The sequence below is a fragment of the Acidobacteriota bacterium genome, assembly GCA_040754075.1.
Lineage (GTDB): Bacteria > Acidobacteriota > Blastocatellia > UBA7656 > UBA7656 > JBFMDH01.
Genome location: JBFMDH010000005.1, coordinates 135,363 through 160,790, shown reverse-complemented (window position 1 = coordinate 160,790; position 25,428 = coordinate 135,363). Strand labels below are relative to the sequence as shown.

At 50.4% G+C, this 25,428-nt stretch carries 22 protein-coding genes and 1 tRNA gene; 10 read left to right on the top strand and 13 right to left on the bottom strand.

Translation table 11 applies throughout. The annotated features are described in order from the left end of the window. Positions 1-66: 66 nt before the first annotated feature. From AB1757_07595 to AB1757_07585, 3 genes are all read right to left on the bottom strand, one after another. Positions 67-1,932, bottom strand: coding sequence for a 2-oxoacid:acceptor oxidoreductase subunit alpha (locus AB1757_07595; GenBank protein ID MEW6126887.1), 1,866 nt, complete (start codon positions 1,930-1,932; stop codon positions 67-69). 246 nt (positions 1,933-2,178) lie between these two features. Further along, entirely contained in the window at positions 2,179-3,387 is a 1,209-nt protein-coding gene (locus AB1757_07590) for a tetratricopeptide repeat protein (GenBank protein MEW6126886.1), read from the bottom strand. A 151-nt stretch (positions 3,388-3,538) separates the two neighbouring features. Next, the gene (locus AB1757_07585; protein ID MEW6126885.1) at positions 3,539-4,816 is read right to left on the bottom strand and encodes an MFS transporter; all 1,278 of its coding nucleotides are present in this window, start codon (positions 4,814-4,816) and stop codon (positions 3,539-3,541) included. A 136-nt stretch (positions 4,817-4,952) separates the two neighbouring features. Here AB1757_07585 and AB1757_07580 point away from each other — a divergent pair, with 136 nt between their 5' ends. After that, on the top strand, positions 4,953-5,921 hold the full coding sequence (locus tag AB1757_07580; GenBank protein ID MEW6126884.1) for a uracil-DNA glycosylase: 969 nt from the start codon (positions 4,953-4,955) through the stop codon (positions 5,919-5,921). A gap of 89 nt (positions 5,922-6,010) precedes the next feature. Here AB1757_07580 and AB1757_07575 read toward each other — a convergent pair whose 3' ends face one another. Continuing rightward, positions 6,011-6,352 carry a zinc-ribbon domain containing protein gene (locus AB1757_07575; GenBank protein ID MEW6126883.1) on the bottom strand — a complete coding sequence of 114 codons (342 nt, stop codon included), beginning with the start codon at positions 6,350-6,352 and terminating at the stop codon, positions 6,011-6,013. A 375-nt stretch (positions 6,353-6,727) separates the two neighbouring features. Between AB1757_07575 and AB1757_07570 the strand changes: the two genes are divergently transcribed. The 4 genes from AB1757_07570 (at position 6,728) to AB1757_07555 (ending at position 9,183) form a co-directional block, all read left to right on the top strand. After that, a tRNA-Ser gene (locus tag AB1757_07570) sits at positions 6,728-6,813 on the top strand. Positions 6,814-6,970: 157 nt separating this feature from the next. After that, the gene (gene sat / locus AB1757_07565) at positions 6,971-8,122 is read left to right on the top strand and encodes a sulfate adenylyltransferase (GenBank protein ID MEW6126882.1); all 1,152 of its coding nucleotides are present in this window, start codon (positions 6,971-6,973) and stop codon (positions 8,120-8,122) included. Positions 8,123-8,219: 97 nt separating this feature from the next. Further along, entirely contained in the window at positions 8,220-8,501 is a 282-nt protein-coding gene (locus AB1757_07560; GenBank protein ID MEW6126881.1) for a hypothetical protein, read from the top strand. Positions 8,502-8,970: 469 nt separating this feature from the next. After that, positions 8,971-9,183 carry a twin-arginine translocation signal domain-containing protein gene (locus AB1757_07555; GenBank protein MEW6126880.1) on the top strand — a complete coding sequence of 71 codons (213 nt, stop codon included), beginning with the start codon at positions 8,971-8,973 and terminating at the stop codon, positions 9,181-9,183. A 40-nt stretch (positions 9,184-9,223) separates the two neighbouring features. Here AB1757_07555 and AB1757_07550 read toward each other — a convergent pair whose 3' ends face one another. Beyond that, positions 9,224-10,282: an IS630 family transposase gene (locus tag AB1757_07550; GenBank protein ID MEW6126879.1), complete on the bottom strand. Its 1,059-nt coding sequence runs from the start codon at positions 10,280-10,282 to the stop codon at positions 9,224-9,226. A 365-nt stretch (positions 10,283-10,647) separates the two neighbouring features. Here AB1757_07550 and AB1757_07545 point away from each other — a divergent pair, with 365 nt between their 5' ends. The 4 genes from AB1757_07545 to AB1757_07530 all read left to right on the top strand — a co-directional run bounded on the left by AB1757_07545 (position 10,648) and on the right by AB1757_07530 (position 15,610). Continuing rightward, positions 10,648-11,940 carry a hypothetical protein gene (locus tag AB1757_07545; GenBank protein MEW6126878.1) on the top strand — a complete coding sequence of 431 codons (1,293 nt, stop codon included), beginning with the start codon at positions 10,648-10,650 and terminating at the stop codon, positions 11,938-11,940. Between the two features lie 33 nt (positions 11,941-11,973). Next, a complete protein-coding gene (locus AB1757_07540; GenBank protein MEW6126877.1) occupies positions 11,974-12,483 on the top strand; it encodes a hypothetical protein in 510 nt (169 codons plus the stop codon). A gap of 282 nt (positions 12,484-12,765) precedes the next feature. Further along, the gene (locus tag AB1757_07535; protein MEW6126876.1) at positions 12,766-15,000 is read left to right on the top strand and encodes an NHL repeat-containing protein; all 2,235 of its coding nucleotides are present in this window, start codon (positions 12,766-12,768) and stop codon (positions 14,998-15,000) included. 241 nt (positions 15,001-15,241) lie between these two features. After that, entirely contained in the window at positions 15,242-15,610 is a 369-nt protein-coding gene (locus AB1757_07530) for an RNA-binding protein (protein MEW6126875.1), read from the top strand. A 150-nt stretch (positions 15,611-15,760) separates the two neighbouring features. Here the strand turns inward: AB1757_07530 and AB1757_07525 are convergent, their stop codons facing one another. The 8 genes from AB1757_07525 to AB1757_07490 form a co-directional block, all read right to left on the bottom strand. Then, a complete protein-coding gene (locus tag AB1757_07525) occupies positions 15,761-16,489 on the bottom strand; it encodes a 3D domain-containing protein (protein MEW6126874.1) in 729 nt (242 codons plus the stop codon). Positions 16,490-16,992: 503 nt separating this feature from the next. Further along, positions 16,993-18,171 carry an alcohol dehydrogenase catalytic domain-containing protein gene (locus tag AB1757_07520; GenBank protein ID MEW6126873.1) on the bottom strand — a complete coding sequence of 393 codons (1,179 nt, stop codon included), beginning with the start codon at positions 18,169-18,171 and terminating at the stop codon, positions 16,993-16,995. 55 nt (positions 18,172-18,226) lie between these two features. Next, positions 18,227-18,580 carry an MmcQ/YjbR family DNA-binding protein gene (locus tag AB1757_07515; GenBank protein MEW6126872.1) on the bottom strand — a complete coding sequence of 118 codons (354 nt, stop codon included), beginning with the start codon at positions 18,578-18,580 and terminating at the stop codon, positions 18,227-18,229. A 2-nt stretch (positions 18,581-18,582) separates the two neighbouring features. After that, positions 18,583-19,152, bottom strand: a complete 570-nt coding sequence (locus AB1757_07510) for a Uma2 family endonuclease (protein ID MEW6126871.1) — start codon at positions 19,150-19,152, stop codon at positions 18,583-18,585. Between the two features lie 53 nt (positions 19,153-19,205). After that, positions 19,206-20,174 (bottom strand): quinone oxidoreductase, encoded by a 969-nt coding sequence (locus AB1757_07505; protein ID MEW6126870.1) that lies wholly within the window; start codon positions 20,172-20,174, stop codon positions 19,206-19,208. A 160-nt stretch (positions 20,175-20,334) separates the two neighbouring features. Continuing rightward, positions 20,335-21,273: a DUF1080 domain-containing protein gene (locus AB1757_07500; protein ID MEW6126869.1), complete on the bottom strand. Its 939-nt coding sequence runs from the start codon at positions 21,271-21,273 to the stop codon at positions 20,335-20,337. Between the two features lie 411 nt (positions 21,274-21,684). Beyond that, positions 21,685-22,206, bottom strand: coding sequence for a methylated-DNA--[protein]-cysteine S-methyltransferase (locus AB1757_07495; GenBank protein MEW6126868.1), 522 nt, complete (start codon positions 22,204-22,206; stop codon positions 21,685-21,687). Positions 22,207-22,218: 12 nt separating this feature from the next. Continuing rightward, the gene (locus tag AB1757_07490; GenBank protein MEW6126867.1) at positions 22,219-23,673 is read right to left on the bottom strand and encodes an AlkA N-terminal domain-containing protein; all 1,455 of its coding nucleotides are present in this window, start codon (positions 23,671-23,673) and stop codon (positions 22,219-22,221) included. A gap of 228 nt (positions 23,674-23,901) precedes the next feature. On the opposite strand from AB1757_07490, the gene AB1757_07485 reads away from it, so the two are divergent. Next, positions 23,902-25,410, top strand: a complete 1,509-nt coding sequence (locus AB1757_07485) for a Gfo/Idh/MocA family oxidoreductase (GenBank protein MEW6126866.1) — start codon at positions 23,902-23,904, stop codon at positions 25,408-25,410. Positions 25,411-25,428: the final 18 nt, after the last annotated feature.

Genomic DNA, 25,428 nt, shown 5'->3' with positions numbered 1-25,428 from the left:
GAAGTATGAATGATGAACTAAGAAAAGTTTCTGATTGTTCATCATTCATACTTCATCGTTTCCTAACTAATCTTCGTAAACTTCCTTAATCTTCGCCGTGAGTTCGCTGATCTTGAACGGCTTGCCTTTGACTTTCGCAAATGAAATCGCCGGTATGAGGTATTTCGCTCTGAGCAGCAGGGCAAGTTGTCCGAGATTGAGTTCAGGCACCAGCACGCGGTCAAAACGCCCAAGCACCTCGCCGAGGTTTTTCGGGAAGGGATTGAGATAACGCAGGTGCGCGCTTGAAACCGAATAGCCCTGGCTTTGCATCTCTTCGACTGCCGAAGTGATTGCGCCATAGGTCGAACCCCAGCCAAGCACCAGCACGCGCCCTTCCGGTTCGCCGAAGATTTCCAGTTCAGGAATGTCATTGGCAATCAGGTCAACTTTTTTAGCGCGCGTCAACACCATGTGCATGTGATTTTCCGGGTCGTAAGAAACATTGCCGGTGATGTCCTGTTTTTCGATGCCGCCGATGCGATGTTCAAGCCCAGGGGTTCCCGGAACCGCCCACGGACGCGCCAGGGTTTCAGGATTGCGCGAATAAGCTTTGAAGGTCGTCGGGTCAGAATAGAATTTGACTTCAAAGCGCGGCAACTCTTCTATCTTGGGCAACAGCCAGGGTTCAGCGCCGTTCCCCAGATACCCGTCGGTCAAATAGACCACCGGAATCATGTGAGTCGTGGCAATGCGGAAAGCTTCGATTGCCATGTTGAAACAGTCTGCGGGACTGGCTGCGGCAACCACCGCAACCGGGCATTCGCCGTTGCGCCCGAACATGGCTTGCAAGAGGTCTGCCTGTTCGGTCTTGGTCGGAAGCCCTGTTGAAGGTCCGCCGCGTTGTACATTGATGACCACCAGTGGAAGTTCGGTCATTACGGCTAAGCCCAGAGCTTCGGATTTCAAGGCGAGTCCAGGACCGCTGGTTCCCGTCAGTCCCAATTGTCCGGCAAACGAGGCACCGATTGCCGCACAAATGGCGGCGATTTCATCTTCAGCTTGAAAGGTCTTGACGCCGAAATTTTTATACGATGAGAGCGCATGCAAAATGTCTGATGCAGGGGTAATCGGGTAGCTCGCGTAAAACAGCGGGCGTTCGGCTAACACCGCTGCGGCAATGCAACCGAGCGCGGTGGCTTCGTTGCCGGTGATGTTGCGATATTTACCCGGCGCGATGGCGGCGCGTTTAACGCGATAATGGGTGGTGAAAAGTTCCGTAGCGTCAGCGTAAGCGAAACCGGCTTTCAAGGCAGTGACGTTGGCTTTGGCGACTTCGGCATTCTTTTTGAACTTGCCTTCAATCCAGCGCATGGTCGGTTCAAGCGGACGGTCATAGAGCCAGTACATGAGTCCAAGCGCCCAGAAATTTTTGCAGCGATCCATCTCTTTGGACGAAATTTGCACAACGTCACGCAAGGCAGCGCGGTTAGCGGTCGTAATCGGAATTTTGAACAAACGATAACCGCTCAAGGAATCGTCTTCGAGCGGGTTGGTCGCATAACCGGCTTTCTTCAAGTTGTTGTCATTGAAAGCGTCGGTGTTGACGATAAGCAAGCCGCCTTTTTCGAGGTCAGGAAGATTGACCTTCAAAGCCGCAGGATTCATCGCCACCAGCACATGCGGTTCATCGCCCGGTGTGCGAATATCGTGATTGGAAAAATTTAACTGAAAGCCGGAAACGCCTGGCAAACTGCCTGCCGGGGCGCGAATTTCAGCAGGAAAATCGGGCAGCGTCGAAACATCGTTGCCAAGCACCGCCGAAGTATTCGTGAACTGCGTGCCGGTAAGCTGCATACCATCGCCGGAGTCGCCGGCAAAACGTATGGTTACGGCATCAAGTTCTTCAATGTGACGTTCTTCAACGTTGTTGAGAATAGTAGTTGAACTCATATATTGCCTATCCTGAATGTAATGGATTTATAGAATAAGGAATGCAAGCCACTGGTTAGAGAACAGGTCATGAGATTCTCGCCAATATGCTCTATTTCCAAATGAAAGATTTTACAGAAAAGCAGGGGCAGCGTAAAGCTTGGCGCAAGCGACGAAATGAGCGATTTGGAAACGCCGACCAAATGCCCACATTTTCATTAAACGATTTCCGGCAAACTGGCAAACCGTATAGCTGTTTTTGCCTTTTTACTTATCGGGCGGCTTGGCGGCTTTGATCTGGTCAATGACTTTGGCGACTTCGATTTTATTGGGCGCATCCGGCACATCGGTCAAATAGCGTTCAAAAGCCTGCTTTGCCAATTCATATTTCTTTTGCGTGAAATAGAGCTGACCGAGCAGAAATTGCGCGCCGCCGAGGCTCACCCCGCCCAACTCATAAGCCGCTTTCAACTCGCGTTCGGCATCATCGAGTTTATTCAAAAGCAACAGGGCTGCGCCAAATTGCAAATGGGCGCGCGGCGCGGTCGGCAAAACCTTGACTGCCTGTTCAAGAGTTTTTGCGGCTTCCGCGTATCGTCCCTGTTTGTTATGCACCAGTCCGAGCAGGTACAACACATTGCCGCGTTTATCGGCGATTAATTTTTTATCTTCAAGCGCAGTTCGCAAATGCCCTTCGGCATCTTTTAAACGATTATCGGCAATCAAGGCATCAGCCAGCGCAATGCGAATCTGGGTAAAAGTCGGATACTCTTTATGTAACTTTTCCAGCATATTGATAGCGTCTTGATAGTTTCCCTGGCGGGTTTTGATGACCGCTAAATTCAATCGCGGATAGTAAACCTGTGGGGCAATCTCGATGGCGTGTTCAAAGATGGTGACTGCTTCATCATAACGGCGCAAACGAATGAGCAAGACGCCCAGATCGTTCAGAGCGCGAAAATAATTCGGATAAAGCGTGATGGCATGATGAAAACGTTCGACAGCATCGTTCAAGCGACCTTCAGATAATGCTTGATTGGCACTATCATAAGCCGCGCGCGCCTCAGTAGATGCCTTTTCATCGAGTTCCGAGACATCAACCACGCCAGCCGGTCGGGTCTTGGTCTCTTCAACGGGATTCAGAAAAATCGTCACATAATAAACCCCATAATGTTTGAATGAAGTTGTGGTGTTACCAAATGTCCGTCCATCGCCGATGACGGTGACGGTATATGCCGAATCCGGTTTGAGACCTTCTTTGCGAGTGATTAAAAAACGCCCCTTTGAATCGCTGAAATAGGTCTGCACCAATCCGTCATCACTGGTCATGGTAAAGCGGACTTCACGCGGCGGCAGCGAACCGTCAGGCATAAAGAATTGAATCGAAGGCGGCGCTTGCGCTTGCAGGGGTACGGCAAATAGCGATAACAGCAAAGCGATTGCCGGAAAGTAACGGGCGGAATTTTTCAAACGCATAAGCACCTCCGAAAAGCGCGTGTGCAGGTTTCAAAAGCGAAACGCCTTTTGCTTAGCCGCAAAAGTAGCACAACAACGTGGTGAGGTAAACCGAAGGAGACAAAACAACTGCCGAAAAATCATTAGGGTTTGCCTGGCGCGTATCAAGTTTTTATCGGCTTGCGGTGGTTTGCGGCGGTGGCATCAATGATGCCGCGGCGCGTTTGAGGCTCGGCAAGCGCAAACCGAAAATGATTGCTCCGATAACACAGATTGCGCCGCCCAAGGCGAGCGTAAATGCCGCCCCGATTTTATTGGCGACTGCGCCTGCCAGTAAACTTCCAAACGGCGACATGCCCATCAGACTCATCGAAAAGAAACTCATCACCCTGCCGCGCAGCCGGTCGTCAACCATGGTCTGTAACAGCGTGTTTGACCCCGATAGCTGCAACATCACGGTGTACCCCATCGGCACAAGCAACGCGCAGGACAAGAGCAAATTGCGCGACATGGCAAATATCACCATCAGCACACCGAACAACACGACGCTAACGGCAACCACGCGACCAAGCCCGCGCGCTTCTTTTCGCGAGGCAAGTGTGAGCGCCGCTGCCAGCGAACCGATGCCGGCGGCGCTCAACATGATTCCCAAAGCTTTCGGGCCGCCGTTTAAAATTTTGTCGGCAAAAATCGGCATCAAGGTGATGTAAGACAATCCGCAAATACTCACTAAAGCGACAAGCAGCAACAGAGCGCGAATCGGTGCAGTTCGTCGCACAAAATCGAAACCTTCTTTAAGAGCCGAAACTGCCGAGGTAGATGTATGCGGCTCACGCTTGCGGGTAATGCGCATGGCAAAAAAAGCGGCAATCGCGGCAATATAGCTCAGGGCATTGATTAAAAAACACCAGCCTTCACCAAGCCACGCGACCAGGATGCCTGCAACTGCCGGACCGACTATGCGCGACCCGTTGACCATCGATGAATTCAGGGCAATCGCGTTCATCAAATCTTCGCGTTCGACGAGTTCCGATAACAGCGATTGCCGGGTGGGTAAATCAAAAGCATTGATGCAACCGAGCAGAAACGCCAGGGCGATAACCAACTCAACATTGATGTGATGCGTGAGGGTGAGAATGGCAAGCGCGAAGGCTTGCAACATCGCAAGCGTCTGGGTGATGGAAATAATGCGTTGACGCGAGTAGCGGTCGGCAATCACGCCGCCAATCGGGGTAAATAAAAAAATCGGAATTTGTCCGGCAAACCCCACCAGTCCGAGTAAGAGTTCGGAATCGGTCAAGCGGTATACCAGCCAGCTTTGCGCCACCGATTGCATCCAGGTGCCCACGAAAGAGACCAGCATGCCGAAATAGTAGAGTTGATAGTTGCGATGCCGAAGGGCGCGAATGGCTAATTTCACCCGGCTCGATTGCGGCAGTTGGTCATTCACAATTTATTTATAACGGCTCAGGTCAGTGAACGCAAAATGCCATGCGCACACAGACAGCGGCTTGTGTGCATCCTCAAAACTTAAATCAACGGTCAATGCTTGACCGCCTTCATTCACTAATAGAGAATGCACACTTATGGCGGAAGAGAGCAATCAGACCTTGATAGACATTAGTTTGCAACTGAAAGCGCAACTGGAATTTTACGCTGAACTCGGCATCACCGATATCGGCGGCGCGTTGCGTGATGAACAATTTTTGCAGATGCTCAAACAGATTGCGCCACGCGAAATCGTTAGCTCAACGCCTGTGGAAACGCATGACGAACCAACCACCGAAATGGTTGCTGCGCCTGAAATCGCCAGGTCGCCTGCAAAACCTGAAAGTCTTGCAAGTGAACCATCGAAGATTGACATTGCTGCGGTTCAAAAAATCGCAGCCCCCCCGCCGGAAGTTTTGCCACCGGTCGGATTATTCGCAGACCTGGTTTCGGATGCCGGCAAGCCGGCGAAATCAAGCGGGCTGCCGATTCTTTCAACACTCCCTGCGGATAAATTTCTTGAAGACATTCGCGCCGACATCGGCGATTGCACACGGTGCAAATTGCACGAGCATCGCAAACACATCGTTTTCGGTGAAGGCAATCCGCAGGCGCGGTTGATGTTTATCGGTGAAGGGCCGGGCGCGGATGAAGACGCCACCGGTCGCCCGTTTGTCGGACGCGCCGGGCAATTGCTCGATAAAATCATCGCCGCCATCGGCAAAAAACGCGAAGACGTATTCATCGCAAACGTGGTCAAATGTCGTCCCCCGCAAAACCGCGCGCCGGAAAAAGATGAAACCGATGCCTGCGAAGGATTTCTTTTCCGACAGATTAAACTCATCAATCCGAAAGTCATTGTGGCGCTCGGTTCACCGGCATTTCAGTGTCTGTTCAGAACCAAAGAAGCCATCAGTCGGGCGCGCGGCGAGTTCAGAGAGTGGAATGGCTATCAGGTGATGCCGACGTTTCATCCTGCTTACCTGTTGCGGTCGCCGGATAAAAAACGTGAAGCCTGGGAAGATATGAAAAAAGTTCGCGATTACTTAGCCGAGATTGGCAACTAGCGTCACACACACCAACCCTGTTGCACCGCGTGAAAACGCCATCGCTATGAATCTTTGCTGAGAAGAGAGGGTTGCCGCCGGTCAACCGATTAAACCAATTCCGAATTAAATCGTGTAGATGAGGCTTTCATCTTTAGAAAACAATCGCGGCAATATACCGGTCTTCCTTGATTTGGATTAAAGGGAACGGTTGTTGGCGTCGCGCACAAGGCGCAACGGACGGCGACTTCGACACGTTCTTTGGGAAGCGCATGAGCATAGGCTTGAGCCACCGCCAAAATTCGTTCGTTCTTTTTGACTTTGCAATCCTTGCACCGTTTCGGTTCGTTCTTTAATCCTTTGTCTGCAAAAAACTGTTGCTCGCCTGCGGTAAAGGTAAACTCCTGACCGCAATCCTGACAGGTCAGTCTTTTGTCGTTGTATTCGTACACTGTTTTACTCCTTTTCCCGCTGCCTCAAAGGAGACGCTCAGTAATATACGGGGATGAGATTGTTCAACGACGTTGTTTAAACAGAAAATCTTTAAATAAAAATTATCCGTCGAATTTTCAACATGAACAGATTATCTGATAGGGGCAGATAATCCTGTGTGCCAATTATTTTACTCGCATGAATTATGTCTCGAATAAATGTGGAGTCAAGGCGATTGGGAGGATGTTTACAAAATAGGCGGCAACCCCCGGCGGCGTCAAGCCTATTCATTTCGCAGCACTGGCAATGCCTCGACAGGCATAATTTCCGCAACCCTTGAAAAAGCCCTGCCCATTACCTATACTGCACTTTTGTTTGATAAGTCGATTTTTTGCGGAGGGGTATCCTAATGGTAAGGAAGTGGTCTTGAAAACCACCGGGCCGCAAGCCCTTGCAGGTTCGAGTCCTGTCCCCTCCGCCACATTGCATTCAACCCATGTTTATTAACCGGCAATCACTCAATCACCTGCACAATCGAACAAAATGTAAACTGCTCACCAATCCTCAGTGTTGAGGCTTTTTAACACAAGGCTCAACATTTGTTTTATTAAAATTTTTTACAAGGAGTCATAAAAGACATGGAAACCATACCGGCGCACGGCGGACGTTTAATCAATCGCGAACTCACAGGCATTGCCCGCGAAACCCTTCTGGAGCGCACCCCCGCGATGCCGAAAATCAATTTAAAACCCCGCGAAGTTTCTGACCTCGAAATGATTGCCAATGGCGCGTTTTCGCCGCTCGAAGGGTTTATGTGCGAAGACGATTACAGCGCGGTTCGCGGCAATAAACATCTGGCATCGGGATTGCCGTGGACCCTTCCCGTGACGCTTTCAACCGATGATGATTTCGCAAATAAAATAAAAGAAGGCGAAGACCTGGCGCTCTACAGTGATGACCATCTGCTTGGCGTATTGCACCTCGAACAAAAATACCGCTACGACAAACAGCGCGAAGCCGAGCGCGTCTATCTCACAACTGAAACCGCGCATCCCGGCGTGGCGGCGCTTTACGCGCAGGGCGACTGGCTGCTTGGCGGAAAAATCAGTTTGCTGAACCGCCCGCGCAATGTGAGTTTCCCCGCCTATCGCCTCGATCCTGCCGAGACCCGCGAAGCGTTTACCAAAAAAGGCTGGCATCGCGTCGTCGCTTTTCAAACCCGCAACCCGATTCATCGCGCCCACGAATACATCATTAAATGCGCGCTCGAAGTGGTCGATGGACTCCTGTTGCATCCGATTGTCGGCGAAACCAAATCCGATGACATTCCTGCGGACGTGCGCATGAATTGTTACGAAGCGATGTTGCAGAATTATTTTCCGAAAACCCGCACGATGTTATCTGTCAATCCTGCGGCGATGCGTTATGCGGGACCACGCGAAGCGGTGTTTCACGCGATTATCAGAAAAAATTATGGCTGCACGCATTTCATCGTCGGGCGCGACCACGCGGGTGTGGGCAATTATTACGGCACTTATGACGCGCACTATATTTTTAATGAATTCGACGCCGAAGCTTTAGGTATCACACCGATGTTTTTTGACCACACCTTTTTCTGCCGGGTGTGTGAAGGCATGGCATCGAACAAGACCTGCCCGCATGATTCAAGCCAGCACGTCGCGCTTTCGGGTACGAAAGTGCGCGAGACGCTCTCACAAGGCGAAATGCCGCCGAAAGAATTTTCGCGTCCCGAAGTCGCCGCCATCTTGATTGAATCAATGAAGAAGTGAAGCGTGATGATTAGCGTGAAATTGTAAGGGCAGGTTTTGTACCTGCCCGAATTTTGCGAAAGCAAAATGATTGGTCTAGCTCTTTGTTGAAATTACCATGCAGGAAGACCGCTACTACACGAAATTGGCTGCGGCATTCGTTCAAGGAAAACTTGGAGCGATGCCGCAGTTTTCGTTTGCTGACATCATTCAAACGGGATTGAATGCGGGACTCAGGTTGCACAAATTCAAACGCGATGCGGAGTTGCCGCGTGTTAAAAAAGTTTTACAGCGGGTTGAGAAATTAACTTCGCACGGTTCTTCGGGCACTTGGTTTGTTTGCGACTGCGCAGAGACGGAGGTGATAACCTCGATTCGAGTAGATTCCACTGCTCATTGAAGAGGTTAGAGGAATAAGATTATTTGGTTATAGTAATGACAATTTACCCATTTCCACTGCCTTTCCTCTGATTTCTCAGTATGCTCTTGAAAAGGTAAAAAAATATTAACCCGCTCTCTTGACATTCCCCCCCCCCCCTAATATATGGTCTACAACATAAGTTACTTTGGGGTTTGAGAATCAATACAACTAAAAAAGCACTCAAAAAACCTGGAGTAATCACCCGTGGCGTGGTCATGCTATTTATTTCCAATACTGTTGCTAGCGTACAGAGATGGGAATCTAGCGAATAGCAGCCAGGACGAGCAAGGAGTTATAGAAGGGGACCAGAACTCCACACCATCAACAATATCCACAACTCGGACTTTCCGGGTAATTATGAAACAGTAGAGGGCAGATGCTCGAACACCTGCCCTTGAACTTCCCCTGTCCCACCTCGGGAGAGGCAGAAGAAAGGAGATTTGTCTCAATGTCAACTTATCATGATGAGCAAATAGTCATCAAGGACGATGACGAAATGATGGAATCACACAACAGCAAGAGAAAGCCAAGACTCTCTCGGCGGAAGTTTGTTCGCCATGCCGCAATTGGAACGGCTGCCGCCGGGGCTGCGCTTGCGCTGAAAGGCGGCACTGGCGAAAGCCGCCATCACCGCCACGGCTCCTTGAACTATAGCTTTTAAGAAAATGTTTTTTGAGAAATAGGATTGTAAAGCTAAAGCCTTAGGCGGCAAAGCCGAATAAGGCCAAAATCTCTTTGGGGGCATTGGCAAATTTTACCAATGCTTGTTCGACCTTTTCTTTTAACGACTCAAAGGTCGCAAAGTAATGTAGGTGGGTTTCTTGCTCTTTGATTTTTTTCCACAGCTTTTCAATGGGGTTGAAGTCTGGCGAGTAACTCGGTAGTTGAAAGACCGTTAAGCGGTCGGCGTGTTTGCCAAAGAATGCTTGCATCGCCTTTGAGGTGTGATAGCGCGCCCCATCTTGAATCAAGACGATTGGGCGGTTGCTTTGTGCCAGTACCTGCGTCAGAAAGGCTTCATAACTTGCCGAGGTCAGACGCTCTTGGGTCGCTTGAGAAAACAACTTGCCGGTGAAATAGTCAATCAAGCCGAAGACTTTGTAGGCTTTTCTTTTGCCAGAGGTTTTGACTTCGGGTTGTTGCCCGCGTCGTGACCAAGTGTAGGAGAGCGTCCCCCATTGTGGAAAGCTCGCTTCATCGCCAAACAACAGATAAGCATTTTGTTGGCGCGCCAGTTCGATAGCCTCCTGTAAGGTCTTTTGTTGCCAGAGTTGGCGCTTGTCCTGGTCGAGGTGGTGGGCGACAAATTTGGCTTTTTGATAGGAGAAGCCGAGACTTTTGAGCAACTGCGCGATGTAGAAGACCGAGTAAAAGACGCCAAAGGTTTGGTGAATCAGATGTTGAATCATCGGTGAACGCCAACAAGCCGCCGAGAAGCCGCAGGCGCTTGGTCCTGAATCAATCAAGGCGGCGAGTTGACGCTTTTGGGATTTCGTCAGTTTTGCAGGTCGCCCGGGAGCTTTTTTCTCTTGCAAGCCCTTGAGGTTGTAGCAGAGAAAGTTCTTGGCCCAATCAAGGACGGCAGCGACGGAAACTTTGAGTAAGTCGGCGAGGTGTTCGGGAGAATGGGAATCGCGTAGAGCGAAGATGGCGAGTAGGCGTTTGACGAGGCGAAGGTCGCCACGGCGTTGAGCGGACTGCAAAGCCTGCTCCATCTCTTTGCAAAGCGGCGTAGATATGGTAAGACGAAAGGGTAACATCGGGGAATCTCCTTTGGTTTTTGGATAAAGTGAAACTATGGAGATACCCCGATTGCATCCTTACTTTCAAGTGATTCTCAGAAATTCTTTTTCATGAGGTCTATAGAACCTTGATTAGAGAGCGCCGACTTTAATCAAGCAGTTCTTCCTCAACTCACAAGCCGCTTGAAGACGGTACACTAAATGCCCCTTCGATTCGGCTACCGACAAGGACGAAAGGAGGTGTGCGTCCGATGATCTCAAGCAATAGAGAAACAGAAACCCGACGAGCCGCAGGCGATATGATGACGCGAAGATGGCGTCGAGTATTTGCCGGGGCTTGCGGCAAATCGAGGAACATCTTTTTGACATTAGGAGTAATTGCCATGACTACAGCCATCATTGCGCCAGCAACCAGGAACGCTTCTGCAACAACTGCCGCCAACAACGCGCATTTAATCGCGTTAGAGTCTGACCCCGCGCCTGCCGAGGTCGGCGGAACCTACTCGAAGATCATCTCTGCCGCCGTGGATAATTCCGGCGACGTGGCTTTCAGCGCAATGCTGTCAGATTCATCGGCAAGCAGCGCGATTCTGCTCAAATCAGGTGACACGGTTCAGGTGCTTTTGCGATCAGGAGACCAAGCGCCGGATGGAAGCACATACAAGAAGTTCGATGAGATTGATAGATCATTCTATGGCTTCCACAACGCAGATTTCGCTCTTCTACTGTTTCGAGCCGAGTTAGAGGGTCAATCTGCATCAGAAGGATTATTCCTGTTGAAGCCTGATGGAATACAGGTGATTGCGCTTGCAGGCGGCAAGTCTCCGCGAGGATTTACCTACAAGTCCTTTGCCCAACCGACCCTCATTGCTGAGAGAGGAGATCGAGGAGGTGGTTACTTTCTAACCTTCCTTGCGCTGATGGAAGAAGGCAGCAAATCAATCGTCGTAACTTCCGATGCGGTGTCACCGATAGAAGTAACTACTGGCGATGTATTGGGCAATGCTGAAGTGAAAGACTTCGTAATTTCTCAGTCGGGCGGTGAGGCTGTGTGTGCAGTAGCCGATATGCACGATCTCACCAATGGCAAGAACTACAAGGATGTGATTCTGATTGCTGGCAACATTATTTCCGGCAGTAACTTCAGGACAAAAGGAAAGATCGAAGGATTTCCTAGAATAAAGCAAATCTTAACTCCACCGGCGATAACTTTTCAGGTCTCAATCGCATCGGTTGTCCTCAAAGGAGGGATAAGTGCGATTGCCGTGCGCAATGTGCTTGGCGGTGCATCTGTCATTGCTGCCGCGGGTGATGCGGCTCCCGGTCTGCCCGGCGAAACGATGCAAAGCTTTAGCCCTCCTGTGTCTAATGCGGTTTTCCCCTTTGCTGACAGTACACAGCGCTACCCGTCCGGGATTGTATCTATCGTCAAGCTCAGTGGAAGCCGCTCAGCGTTATGGCTCTGGACTCGTAAAGTCACCATTGGGAAACCGGATGTTTTTGAGACCGAACTGGTGTTGGTTGAAGGTGACGCCACAACCGATGGACAGGTCGTGCGCGATTTTTCGCCGCTCAAGCTCAGCGACACCGGCTCGCTGCTGCTGCGCGGCACGGTTGGCGAAGGCAGCGCAGCGCATGAAGGACTGTTTGTGATAGATGGATTGTTTGATGAATAACCGCAGTAAGTTCTGCGGCAAGGAGGTCGTTGCATGAAATTGCATAACTCGACAATGCCCATAAACCGGCGCGCTGATGACTGCCTCAAGCAGAGACGGCGAAACCTGCGTAGACAATCACTGACTGCGGGCATTCTCGTCCTGTTTGTAGCGTTGGTTACATCATCTGCCGCTCAGCAGCCCATTCGCATTCGCACCTCAGAGCTAGAGCGTATGCCACTTGTTGTTGGATCGTTGAAGTTCACCTTTGCGGAGTTTAGAGGTAGTTTCATGAAACTCGGCAATGGCTCTGTGGAGGCGCAAGTGGAAAATACAGGGACGGGATTTACGACCTTTTCTCCGCAAAAACTCTCGTTTGTCGGAAGCGACAACACGCAAGTTGACGTGCTGGCTATTCAATCCGGCGATAAGTATTGGCCGGCTGTTGAAAGAAATATCGCGCCCTCTGCGCACCTCAAAGAGTTTTATGCGCTGAACGGTAAAGTGCGCCTGCCGGCGCGCATCTATTATGACGAGAAGCTATTGGCGGTGATCGTCGACTGAGGTTTCTGCGAGGCTAAGCATCAACAGCCCGACAAAGAACTGCTAAATTGAACCTTATGAGATTGGCAGAGACAGGTTCTCTCTGGTAAATCGCTTATTGGCAAACTCTCGATTAATCTCGAAGAACGAGCTGTGCTCAATTCAACCACCCTCAAACGAGTCGCAAGTTGAAAAATTTGCGGCTCACTTTTTTTCAGCTTTTACAGTTGGCTTGGCGGATAAAATATGAAAAACTTTTTCGCGTTTCTTAATAGAGATTTTTTGTCCCGATAAATTCAATCTATGCCAATCTGGAAATCTTCATCACCTGCGCGAAAAATAGTTTTTCTTCTGGTTTTTATTTTCATTCTCGCTGCTGCTTTTGCCGTCTATCGGTTGGTTTTTAAAAAGCAAGTTCCGACAAACCCCCAGGCAATCGGACAGGTGTTGACACTTGCGGGAGCCGGTTACACGGGCGTTGAAAATGGACAGGCGCGACAGGCGGCGTTTAGTGACCCGTTCGGCATCGCGGTTGACGATGATGGCAATATCTACGTTGCAGACGCCGGTCAGTGCAACTGTATTCGTCGCATCAACGCGCAAGGCAATGTCGAAACCGTTGCCGGTTTTGATGAAGGATTTAATGACGGTTCGGCTGGTCAAGCGAAATTCAACACGCCCTCGGCGATTGCCTTTGATAACAATGGCAATCTCATCATTGCCGATACCTCGAACAATCGACTTCGCAAACTCGATAAAAAAGGTCAGGTTACGACGCTTGCAGGAACCGGAAACACCGGCTTCAAAGATGGCAGCGCAAGCGAAGCCGAGTTTGATTCGCCCATCGGCGTAGCGGTTGATGAAGAGGGCGTTGTGTATGTCGCGGACACCTATAACGACCGGATTAGAAAAATTTCTAAAGACGGGGAAGTGACGACACTTGCCGGAACGGGCGCTGCCGGTTATCAGGACGGCGAAGCGCAAAGCGCGATGTTTGATACGCCAGGCGGCATTGCCGTCGATAAACTCGGCAATATTTTTGTCGCCGACACCGGCAACGACGCCATCAGGAAAATCAGTAAACAGGGTGAAGTAACGACGATTGCGGGCGGCTTGCAAAATAATGATGAAGCGAATGCCGATAAGCCGATTCGCCAACCTGTCGGACTCGCTTTAACTCACGACGGATTTCTATTTATCGCAAGCAGCGGCAACGGTCGCGTTTATCGCTTGTCTCCCGAAAGCTCATTAACGATTTATGCGGGATTCACCTCGGGCTTTAATGAAGGCATCGGCGAACAGGCAAAGTTCAACGGCATTTCGGGGATTGCGCTTGATCGCGAAGGAAATCTGTTCGTCGCCGACAGCAATAATTTTTTAATTCGCAAAGTCGCGCCGGGAACTAATAATTCAATTGCGCAAAATTCAGATCGCGCAGATGCGCCGTTTATTCAACCGGCAATAAACAACGAAGCGAATGGCAACTCGCAACAGATTGAAACGGCGATTCCGAGAATTGATAAAGAAGTATTGAACATCGCTTCGCCGTTTCCTTATCCGCTCAGTCCGCAAAGCGAGTGGCATGAGTTTGCCGGTGTGGTCGGGGAAGTGCGCGGCTGGTTCAACGGTGAAGCGCGCGATCATTTTCATAGCGGACTCGACGTGGTCGGTAAAATGGGCGACAACTGTTTGTCGGTGATGGATGAAAAAGTGACTGCGCCGATTGCCAACTGGGGCTTTAATGATACCGGTGAAGGCTTGCGCGTCGGTTTGATCAGCTACATACACATTCGCATTGGGCGAACTGCAAAAGACGAAATTTTAGATGCTAAATTCAAACCGCGATTCGATACGAGTAAAAATCTATCGCTTGATTCAGGTAGTAAGTTAATCGGTGTGCGCGTCAGGCGCGGCACGCGATTTCGCGTTGGCGATTTTATCGGCACCTTGAATCGCTTGAATCATGTTCACATGAATGTCGGCCCGCGCAATGGTGAAGCCAACGCCATCGCTTTTCCCTTTGCAAATTTCAAAGACACGGTTGCGCCCGTTATTGAACCAAATGGCATTGAAATCACTTCGCCTGATGGCAAACCGTTTAAAGAAAAATCGCAGGGGCGTTTGGTTATCACCGGCGATGTGGCGATTCAGGTGACCGCTTATGATCGCATCGATGGCAATGGCGCGAGCCGCAAACTGGGACTCTATCGCGTGGGTTATCAGTTGTTGACCGACACGCGCGCGCCAGTGAAAGGTTTTGAACAGCCGCTGATTAATATCGAATTCAATCGTCTGCCTGCGGCAATGGATGCCGTAAAGCTTGCTTATGCTGAAGGCAGCGGGGTGAGCGCCTATGGAACGCCAACAAAATTCAAATACCTGGTGACCAATCGGGTTCGTGATGGGCAGGCGCAGCCGGGATGGCTTCGCACATCATTGATTGCGCCGGGTAATTATATTTTAAAAATCATTGCCGAAGATTTTACCGGCAATCGCGTGGCTGATGGGGCGTCGGAAATTTTGCTGACGATAAAGTGAGAGTTTTGCCTGTCGGACATTTCGCCTTCTCGCGAAACATAAGCCTCGACAAAATTAAGTTGTACTGCTAGCCTAAATGGGTTCGTGTTGGCAGCGCGTTCAGGCTGCTGTGAGTGTTTGGTGTTTGGAGCACGTTTTCCCTGTTCGGAAGTGTATCGGAGTCCACGACTCATTTTTCCCGCCGGATAGCTAAACCGAGTTCCCCTAGCTAGTCTGTATAGACATTCAGGAGAGAGTCAGTATGAAAATATTTGTAGGCAATCTGTCGTATCAGACGACAGAAGATGAACTGTTGAATCTATTTTCTCAGGTCGGGCAGGTTGAATCGGCATCAATTGTGACCGACAGAGAAACCGGTCGTTCAAGGGGTTTCGCGTTTGTTGAAATGAGTGATGATGCAGGCAACAAAGCGATTGAGCAGTTCAACGGGTATGAATTCAATGGGCGCAACATCAATGTCAACGAAGCGCGTCCCCGTCAGGAACGTAGCGGTGGCGGCGGTCGCGGATTCGGCGGTAATCGTGGCGGTGGATTCGGCGGTGGTCGTGGCGGACGTGGTAACGGCGGCGGCGGCGGTCGCGGTGGATTTAATCGCGAACCACGTTGGTAGTTGCGAAAGAACTCGATGTAAAAAGGGCTGGATTTGCATCCAGCCTTTTTTATTTACCGGTTCAGGGGTTCCAGACCACCAGGCAACAAAAAAATATCCCGCCATCGAAGCCCTTCGATGGCGGGATATTTTTTCGCCAGCTGGCGCAGCTTAACGACCGAGAACTTTGATTTTGATTTTCTTTCTGCCGAATGACACGGCTTCCGAATAAGACGGAACATAAATATCGATGCGGCGACCACGGATTGCCCCACCTGTATCAGCGACTTTATACACGCCGGAATATTTACCGGCTTCGATGTGTACCAGGGTGCCAAGCGGTAAAATTTTGGGGTCGGCGGCGACAATGCCTCTGCGAACATATTCGCCTGTGGCGGTGCGACCTTTCAAACAATAAGCGGTCGCATGAAATTCGCCTGCTTCTTTGCTGGTAATCGTTTTAGGGATAATGATGGTTTTGGCTTCGGGCTTGTTGGCGATAATTAAATCATTTTCGCGTTTATCGGCGCGTCTTGGAAGTGAGTTACTCTCTTCTTTCTTTTCCAGACGTTTTGGCGCAAGCCATGCCACTTTATTTAAGTCGGCTGAAAACTGCGCGTCGGATTGACGTTTAGCAAGATGATGTGAAGTCTGCTTTTGGGTGGATTCAGCGCCTTCGGCGGGCAGGGTTTTAAAAATGCCCGGTAGTTCCATGGTCTCTTCATCTTCGATTTCTACCTGAGCCGGTACAGCCACTTTGGCAACCTGTGCCGAATTTTTTTTACCTTCTGCATGGGCGGTCGAAAGACCTGTGGTGATTAATGAACCTCCTGATAAGAGGGCTAGAATTGAAAAAGTAGAGAGGGTTTTGTTAAAACCAGTGTTGGTTATTTGATTCATGCACTTTCCTGAAATTTGGTTAATGCCTTGCACGACCTGGAATCAACCAAGACCGGAATCGCACCGGACTTTTACACCTGCCAGACATCCGAGCCGTGCGCTTCCGTTGACTAATCTTTCGTTTTTGTTGTCCTAATACATCTGTGGGGTCAAACGAAGCCACAGTATATCACCCGAAAAATCCTTGTCTACCCTCCCCACCGGCGCAAAACCGCTTCTCGGGTCGCTTTGCCTGACCTTACTTTTAAAATTGCAAAGCTTATCAGGACTTCTTGCGAATTTCTTACAAAACCCGACTTCCCGTAAGTGTTGAAAATCAACTGTAACTATCAGAAACAAAACGGGTAAATCGACGGAATCGGTGATGCTTTGCGGCTTTGGCATCAATATTATTGATGTCATTGAGGTGTGCTAGAGGCGAGAAAAAAGCTGAGTTCAACAGGTAAAAAGCGCTGATTGTTACGAAGAAAAGGAGCAAGCCATTTGACTTGCTCCTTCAATGGTTAAATGACCGTTTTATCATCCAGAACGAGCAGTTGTTTGACCGATTTGTGGGTGCGCACGAGTTCAAACCCTCGCTCAAAATTAGTCAGCGCGACAGTTTCGGGGGCGATAATTTTTTCAACTTTGGCTTTCAGTCCCGAACTTTCAGTTTCCAGTAAATCGAGCATCGAATACCAGGTTTCAAACATTCGTCGCCCGAAAATGCCTTTGATAGTCACGCCGCGCCAGACGATATATTTGCCGATGTCATAATTTGAAAGCGGGCGCGCAGGAATGCCCAGCAAAACAATCAAGCCGCCGTTTTTAACAATCACACCGGCATCGTTATATGCCGATTCCGCGCCGCTCATTTCTAAAATCACATCGATGCCGCCGCCGTGTTCGCTGCGCGCGCGTTCAAAGAGTTCCGGTTTTTGACCGGGCGACGCATCTTCGTTCATATCGAAGCAAAAATCCGCGCCCATCTCTTTCGCCAGTGCAAAGCGCTTTGCCATGGTCGGCAAATCAAAACTGCCCGTGGGGTTGGAAAAATCCGTGACATAAATTCGCGAAGCGCCAAGCGTGCGCGCCACTGCGGTTGCCATCAGTCCTTGCGCGCCACAGCCCAGCACGGCAACCGTTTTACCCGCGACTTCGCCTTCACTCACGGTATGCACGGCGTTTCCAAGCGCATCAAGAAATGCGCCGATGCGCGGGGAAATCACCCCGCGACCGCCGAAGCGTTCAAGGTTGATGACGTTTTCCGAAGGCACGACGATGTATTCGGCAAACGCGCCATCAAGATGCACGCCCTTGACGCGGGTGTTGCGACAGATATGGCGTTTGCCTGTGCGACATTGTTGACAATGTCCGCAACTGATGTGCATTTCACTGGTGACATAATCGCCGACCTGTACCAAACCCGCAGGAACATCAACGCCGACTTCAACCACTTCGCCGCAAAATTCATGACCGACAACGATGGGTTGATAGAGATTCACATCGCCGCCATTGTAAATCAACATCTCGTCGCGCATGCCTTGTCGCGCAGTGATTTGATAAATGCTCTGATCGGTGCCGCAAATCGAAGCGGCTTGCATACGAATCTTCACATCAGCGTGTCCGATAGCCGGTTCCGGTTGGCTGTCAACATAAACCAGACCGTTTTCAGTGAGACTCATCTTTTTAAGTGCTTGCATAAATTTTTCTCCATAAAAAAAGCGCAAGCTTGAAAACTTGCGCTTTAAAGTTTCTCTATGATCGCGTAATCAAAGTGGTTTTAATTTTCTTAGGCAATTTCGCAAAAAGCATATCGTATGAATGTTTAATTAAGGCTTTGAGTTCTTTATCATTGAGCGCATTCAAGCGTTCAACCATCACCCATTTATTGCGCGCCAGATAGGGCGCAGGAATGATGCCGGCGCTTTCAATCAACTCATCGAATTTTTCGGGCGTGCATTTGAATGACACTTTAGTTGGCGTGCCATCGAGATTGGTCACCGCAAACATTTTTCCGCCGAGGCGAAACAGTAAATCGCTGTCCCCTTGTACGCCTTCGGTGGCGTGTGGCAATGACAGACAATAGTGGCGCAAGGTTTCGATGATCATACTTAACGAGTGAGAATGGTTTTTACCGGCAAGCGCAAACCTTTCAAAACCGCAGAGGTCAATTGGTCTTTAATTCCGAAAGTCGCGGCGAGGTCAAGCCCGCGCTTTTTCAATTTGTAAACTTCGATAGTGTATTTGTAGGGGTCAACAATCCAATACTCTTTGACTTTGTGCAGACTATAAAGCCTGCGTTTCATGCTGCGGTCGCGGCGTTCATTTTCCGCGCCGGGCGAAATGATTTCGATGGCAATATCGGGTGAACCATAAACCCGGTCACCGGAAGCGAGGTCTTGAATATTTTCATTGGCGATAAAAATCAAATCGGGAATCACCCCGTTGAAATCATCGAAGATGACGCCAATGCCGGGCAGCAAAATTCCCAGCGGATTACTTCGCAAAAATAGAGCAAGTTCCACCTGCAAATTTTGCAAAGCAAGTTGGTGTGAAATCGTGGGGGAACGCGACATATAAATATCTCCTTCGATCAATTCATATCGGTTGCCATCATCGGGCATGGCGTCGAGGTCAGCGATTGTCAGGAGCGGTTCGATTGCTTTTCTCATATTTCTCATACGGCGTATCTCCCTATGTGTGAGCGCACTGCCATCTTAACATAACTTCACTGTTACGGAATGAGCAGCACTTTGCCGGTCGTCTTTCGACCTTCCAACGCGCGATGCGCCTCACTGGCATCGGCGAGCGCAAAGGTTTGTTCGATTCTGAGTTTCAATTCGCCCGCTGCCACCCAACTCAACACATCATCGGCGCGCCACTCTAATTCTTCGCGTGTGGCAACGTAATGAAACAGACTCGGTCGGGTTAAAAAGATTGAACCTTGTTGCGCAAGCAATGCCGGATTGAAGGCTTCGACCGTGCCGCTCGATTGTCCAAACAATGCGAGCATGCCGCGCGGCGCTAAACATTTCAAACTTTTCAAAAAGGTCGTCTTGCCAACCGAATCATAAACCACCTGCACCCCTCGATTATTCGTCAGGCGTTTGACCTCTTCTTCAAAATCTTTTTCAGTATAGAGAATGATTTCGTCTGCGCCTGCCTCACGCGCGAGTTGCGCTTTGGCTTGGGTTGAACAGGTGCCAATCACCCGCGCGCCGATACGTTTTGCCATTTGAATCAACAACAGACCGACGCCACCTGCTGCCGCATGAATCAATGCCGTATCGCCGCTTTTTAATTGATACGTCGAATAGACCAGATAGTGCGCGGTCATACCTTGCAACATCGCGGCGGCGGCGCTTCGTTCATCAATCGCATTGGGGAGTTTAATCAAACGACCGGCAGGCACGAGGGTATATTCTGCATAAGCGCCCATCGCGCCAACATAAGCCACGCGGTCGCCGACTGCAACTTCAGTCACGCCGCTGCCTACGGCTTCAACCGTGCCCGCGCCTTCATTGCCCGGCGTGAAGGGAAGCGGCAACGGATAAAGTCCTGTGCGATGATAAACGTCAATAAAATTCAATCCCGTCGCCGCGAGTTTCACCAATGCTTCGCCCTGATTCGGCGTCGGTTTATCAACTTCTTTGACCTGCAACGCCTCCGCGCCGCCATATTGTTCAACAACGATTGCTTTCATAATTCCTCAAGGATGCAGGATGCAGGATTCAGGATTCAGGGGAGAAGAAACGATGAAAGCGGAAGGCTGAAGAAGGCTGAAGGATGAACAACTGCAAACCGCTTTCGGTTCCTCGTTCATCGTTCCTACTTCATACTTTCCTTTCCCTGAATCCTGAATCCTACTTGATAATCGGTGTAACTGTGACTTTTTTGAACCAGACTTTGCCGTGGTCGCCTTGCAACATAATCGGTCCCGGTTGGTCTTCATTGGCGTTGAGCGCGCCGCCCGTGAGTCCATCAATCACTTGATTGTCATGAACTTTTTTACCATTTAAGAAAACCGTGACGCGATTGCCGATAATCGTGGCTTCCATAGTCTGCCATTCACCTGCGGGTTTGCTGGCATTGGTCATCGGCGCGATGCGACTGTAGATGCCCATATGTCCGTGGCTTTCCGCTTCTTTGCCGTAATCATCGAGCACCTGCAATTCATAACGCCCGCGCAGGTAAATGCCACTGTTGCTCTTTGCTTCGAGTTTGTATTCGCAGGCGATTTTGAAATCTTTGAAGGTTTGTTTTGAAACCAGATTGTTGGCTCCGGCTTTGTTGGTCATCACGCCATCAACCACAGACCAACCCGACTCCTGACCTTGATGTTCAACGCCCCAGGTCGTTTCGATGCTTTTGCCATCGAAAAGTTCAATGGGTTTTCCGAATTTGTGTTTGGCATTGGCATTCGCGTTGCCCCATTTCGGCGCGCGAACGCCGACCCAGTTGACGGTTTCAGTTTGATTGGTTTTGGTATTGCTAATCGTTAAAGTGCCGACCAGTTTGCCGCCTTCGATTTTCGCTTTGTGAATTTGTTTCATGCCGGGTTGCGATGAATCGAAAGTGAGTTCGCCATTGTCGACGGCAACCGATATGAGTTTATAAACGCTTCCCCAGCGATATAAAAATGTGCCGGTGTTATCGGGCTTGATTTCGAGCCAGAAAACCTGTTTATCGCCTTTTGCCGGGGTTGCGGTGATGTCCCATTTACCAACGTAAGGATTTTTTTGCGCCATAGCGGTTGTGCTCAGCAGTAATAGAATGCAAAGTGAAAAAAATTTGTTGAACATTGCGCCTCCTGAAAGTGGTTTGAAGAAATTTCGCTTACTTGAAAGCGCAGTATAACGAACCGCTTGAATGTCTGGCAATCACCGGCGCTTTTCGATGTTGAGAGAGATTGAGGAGGGAATGAATTGAACAATGAAAAGTCAGCGGGCGGCAGTTTCAATTCCGGTTTCCCAGCGGATGCGGCGGATTGAGTGGATAGGGACGGATTTTTCGCGCGCAGCCGCTCTTCAGGCAGCAATTTAATTTCAAGGGTGTGAATAGAATCCGCATTAACCCGCATTAATCCGCGGCATCCGCTGGGAAATTCAACTTGAAAACTATCAGCAGTCGTTTCCCGTGATAATCTTTAAACCGGTTACTCGGTGATCATCGCAAAGTTCACAGTATGCAATATCTCTATGCTGATTATTCCACTACTCGAATAGCGAGGCTTGTGATGTGAGCCGCGAAACTCTGCCTTGTTCTAAAGCTAACAAGGCTTCTTTATTTTTCAGTCCGCCGCCGTAACCGGTAAGCGAGCCGTTGCTGCCGATGACCCGGTGGCAGGGAACGATAATCGAAATCGGATTTTGCCCATTCGCCGCGCCGACCGCGCGAACCGCCTTCGGTCTATCAATACGTCGCGCCAGTTCGCCATAAGAAATCGTTTTTCCGTAAGGAATCTCTTTCAACGCATTCCACACTTCGATTTGAAACGGCGTGCCTTCGAGTCTGAGCGGCAAATCAAAAGTAAACAGTTTGCGTTCAAAATAGGCGTCGAGTTGTGCGATGGCTTCTTTGAATAAATGATCATCCGCTTGCCATTCAGTTGGAATCTTCACCGGATGTTTGCCTTCGAGAAACCAGACTTGGGTTAAGGTTTCCGAGGTTCCGGCGATTAAAATTTTGCCGACCGGACTATCAATCAATGTATAGCGTTTGCTTTCGTTGTTCATCTGTTCTCCATCCTATTTCAAACTCGACCACAAAAACATTGCCGCATATGAACGCCACGGTCGCCACGCTTCGGCTTGTTCGGCGAGCGCCTTTGCCGAAATGGGTTCCGTGCTATTTGAGGCGGCGCGTCTCAGTGCAAGGTCGCTTGCCGGAAAAGCGTCGGGTTCGCCCATCACCCGCATGGCGATGTATTGAGCCGTCCATTCGCCGATGCCTTTGATTGCAGTCAGGGCGATGAGCGTTTCGTCCAACCCATCTATGCCATCAAGCAAGGTCGGACGTTCGAGTACCGCTTCGGCTAAAGCGGAAATGGTTTTGGCGCGCGCTTGCGGAAGTCCGATTTCCGTGAGGTCACTTGCGGCTAACACTTCGGGTGTTGGAAAAAGGCAGGTGAGTCCATCGTTGCGGTCGTCATAAATTTTTTTGCCTAAGGTTTGCACCAGACGCCCCGATAAGGTGGTTGCGCCGGCAACGGTGATTTGTTGACCGAGAATGGCGCGCACGGCGATTTCAAAATTATCGAACGCGCCGGGAACTCTCAACCCTTGATGTCTGCGAATAATTGGCGCAAGCAAGGCGTCCTGTTTCAAATGTTCTGAAATGCGCAGCGGGTCGGCGTTGCAATCAAACAATCGCCGCACTCGTTCAACGATGACGCGCAAGAGTCGCGTATCGATTGCCGGAAGCGACAGCCATAAACAATGCTCTTTCATCGAAGGGCGCACTTCTAAAATGCCACAGGCATTTTGAATGGCAAAGGTGCGGCGATAACTGTAGGGCGTGATGACTTCGACACCGGTGATGGCTCGCGGTTGCAGGAAACCCACCACCTGTTGCCAGTTGTAGGGATGACGAAAAGGAATTTTCAAATTGAGTTTGCCCGATTCATTTCGTGAATCGGTTTTATCAATCGCCCGGCGAAACATCGAAGGTGATTTGCCGAACGATTTTTTCATCACATCGTTGAAGCGGCGGATGCTGCGAAAGCCCGCGCCGAAGGCGACTTCGCCGATGGGCAGTTGGGTTTCTTCGAGAAGTTTTGCGGCAAAATGCACACGTCGGGTTTGCGCCACCACCGATGGCGAAACGCCGAGTTCTTCGGTGAATAATCTTCTCAGATGGCGTTCTCCCATGCCGAGCCGGGCGGCTAAAAATTCAAGATTGGTTTCATCGAGCGCGCCTTCGGAAATCAATTTGAGGGCGCGCGCTACGGTAACCGATGTGCCAAGCCAGGCGGGTGTACCGGGCGCGGATTCCGGGCGACAACGGCGACAGGCGCGAAAGCCGGCTTCTTCGGCGGCGGCGGCACAGGCGAAAAATTTCATATTCGTTGGTTTCGGGGTGCGCGCCGGACAAATCGGACGACAATAGATTCCGGTGCTGGTGACGCCGATGAAAAAGCGCCCGTCGAAACGCTGGTCACGACTGAGCGCGGCTTTGTAACAGATGTCACGGTCTAATTTCATAAGCCGTAGATTAGCATATCAAAAAAAATAGAACTGGCTGGATTCGGACATGGATATTGAGGAGAAATATTGGTTGAAACCGTTGGTCAATGCGAAAAGTCGTTCGATGAATGCGCTGAATCAGTTGCATAGCGCAAGCGTTGGACATACTATTACCAACTGCAAAAAGCTGATAAAAACTAAAATTTTGCAATCCGACACTCTTAATCCAGCACAAAGGAATTGAACATGAAAAAAGACAAAATCACGCGCCGCAATTTCGTTGCAGGCACTGCGGGTGCGGCGTTCTCCTTGATGGTCGTGCCACGCCACGTTCTCGGCGGCACCGGTTTTCTTGCGCCGAGCGACCGGCTCAACATCGCTGTCGTCGGCACCGGCGGGCAAGGCGCTTCTGACGCAACCGAACTGGTCGCCGGTGGTGAAAACATCGTCGCCATTTGCGATGTCGATTTCAATTATGTCGATAAATCAATTGCCAATCGCACGAAAAGCCGAGATGGCAAACCCAATCCCGATTTCATTAAATTGCAGGAAGCTTACACAAAAGCCAAACGTCACACCGATTATCGCAAGATGCTCGATGAGCAAAAAGATATTGACGCGGTGCTGGTGGCAACGCCAGACCACTTGCACGCGGTGATTGCCAAAGCTGCAATGGAACTCGGCAAACACGTCTATGTTGAAAAACCTTTAACCTGGTCAGTGTATGAAGCGCGTGTGCTTCGCGAAACCGCTGCCCGCAAAAAAGTGGTCACTCAGATGGGCAATCATGGTCATTCAAGCGAAGAAGCGCGACTCATCAACGAATGGATTCAGGCGGGCGTCATTGGTCAGGTGCGCGAAGTGCAGGTGTGGACGAATCGTCCGATCTGGCCGCAAGGCATTCCGCGTCCCGGTAAAGGGGGAAGCGGCGCGCCTGAAAATGTGAGCTGGGATCAGCGCGGCGTCTGGCAAACTTCAGCCGCTGCCTTTGCCGGAAATTATCCGGTGCCCGAAGGGTTGAACTGGGATTTGTATTTAGGCCCAGGTCCCGATGTGCAATACCATCCGATTTATCATCCGTTCAATTGGCGCGGGTGGGTCGAATGGGGCACCGGCGCGCTCGGTGATATGGCGGCGCATCTGCTCGATCATCCGTACTGGGCTTTAGGACTCAAATACCCGACATCCATTGAAGCAACCTCGACGCCATTTGGACCCGGTTGGGACGGCAAGCCTGCGAGTTACCCGCAAGCCACTCAGGTGGTTTATAAATTCCCGGCGCGCGGCGCGCAACCCGGCGTCACACTAACTTGGAGCGATGGCGGACTGATGCCCGGTCGTCCCGACGTCTTGCCCGATAATGTGCCGTTGCAACGCGGCGGCGGAGTGATTTTCATCGGCGAAAAAGGCATCCTGATGCACGAAACCTACGGCAAGAATCCCAAACTCTATCCCGAATCGTTGATGGAAGTCGCGCTCAAAGTGCCCAAGCGGTATGAGCGCATTGAGACCAACGAACGCAAAGACGCGCTGCACAAACTGAACTGGTCGAAAGCCGCAAAAGGTCAGGGCAAAGCCACCACGCCATTCGATTATGCGGGACCGCTTACGGAAACCATGTTGCTTGGCATCGTCGCGCTTCGCACAGGGCAAGGCAAACGCATTTACTATGATGGAGAAGCCGGAAAGGTCACCAACATTGCCGATGCCAATCAGTATTTGCAGCGCGAATATCGCAAAGGCTGGAGCCTCTAAGCCAGACTGTTTGATAAA

Bases quoted from the DNA above. Each gene is read 5' to 3' on its own strand.
- AB1757_07595 (MEW6126887.1), bottom strand. From the start codon at position 1,932: ATGAGTTCAACTACTATTCTCAACAACGTTGAAGAACGTCACATTGAA.
- AB1757_07590 (MEW6126886.1), bottom strand. From the start codon at position 3,387: ATGCGTTTGAAAAATTCCGCCCGTTACTTTCCGGCAATCGCTTTGCTG.
- AB1757_07580 (MEW6126884.1), top strand. From the start codon at position 4,953: ATGGCGGAAGAGAGCAATCAGACCTTGATAGACATTAGTTTGCAACTG.
- sat (MEW6126882.1), top strand. From the start codon at position 6,971: ATGGAAACCATACCGGCGCACGGCGGACGTTTAATCAATCGCGAACTC.
- AB1757_07560 (MEW6126881.1), top strand. From the start codon at position 8,220: ATGCAGGAAGACCGCTACTACACGAAATTGGCTGCGGCATTCGTTCAA.
- AB1757_07555 (MEW6126880.1), top strand. From the start codon at position 8,971: ATGTCAACTTATCATGATGAGCAAATAGTCATCAAGGACGATGACGAA.
- AB1757_07550 (MEW6126879.1), bottom strand. From the start codon at position 10,282: ATGTTACCCTTTCGTCTTACCATATCTACGCCGCTTTGCAAAGAGATG.
- AB1757_07545 (MEW6126878.1), top strand. From the start codon at position 10,648: ATGACTACAGCCATCATTGCGCCAGCAACCAGGAACGCTTCTGCAACA.
- AB1757_07540 (MEW6126877.1), top strand. From the start codon at position 11,974: ATGAAATTGCATAACTCGACAATGCCCATAAACCGGCGCGCTGATGAC.
- AB1757_07535 (MEW6126876.1), top strand. From the start codon at position 12,766: ATGCCAATCTGGAAATCTTCATCACCTGCGCGAAAAATAGTTTTTCTT.
- AB1757_07530 (MEW6126875.1), top strand. From the start codon at position 15,242: ATGAAAATATTTGTAGGCAATCTGTCGTATCAGACGACAGAAGATGAA.
- AB1757_07525 (MEW6126874.1), bottom strand. From the start codon at position 16,489: ATGAATCAAATAACCAACACTGGTTTTAACAAAACCCTCTCTACTTTT.
- AB1757_07520 (MEW6126873.1), bottom strand. From the start codon at position 18,171: ATGCAAGCACTTAAAAAGATGAGTCTCACTGAAAACGGTCTGGTTTAT.
- AB1757_07515 (MEW6126872.1), bottom strand. From the start codon at position 18,580: ATGATCATCGAAACCTTGCGCCACTATTGTCTGTCATTGCCACACGCC.
- AB1757_07510 (MEW6126871.1), bottom strand. From the start codon at position 19,152: ATGAGAAATATGAGAAAAGCAATCGAACCGCTCCTGACAATCGCTGAC.
- AB1757_07505 (MEW6126870.1), bottom strand. From the start codon at position 20,174: ATGAAAGCAATCGTTGTTGAACAATATGGCGGCGCGGAGGCGTTGCAG.
- AB1757_07500 (MEW6126869.1), bottom strand. From the start codon at position 21,273: ATGTTCAACAAATTTTTTTCACTTTGCATTCTATTACTGCTGAGCACA.
- AB1757_07495 (MEW6126868.1), bottom strand. From the start codon at position 22,206: ATGAACAACGAAAGCAAACGCTATACATTGATTGATAGTCCGGTCGGC.
- AB1757_07490 (MEW6126867.1), bottom strand. From the start codon at position 23,673: ATGAAATTAGACCGTGACATCTGTTACAAAGCCGCGCTCAGTCGTGAC.
- AB1757_07485 (MEW6126866.1), top strand. From the start codon at position 23,902: ATGAAAAAAGACAAAATCACGCGCCGCAATTTCGTTGCAGGCACTGCG.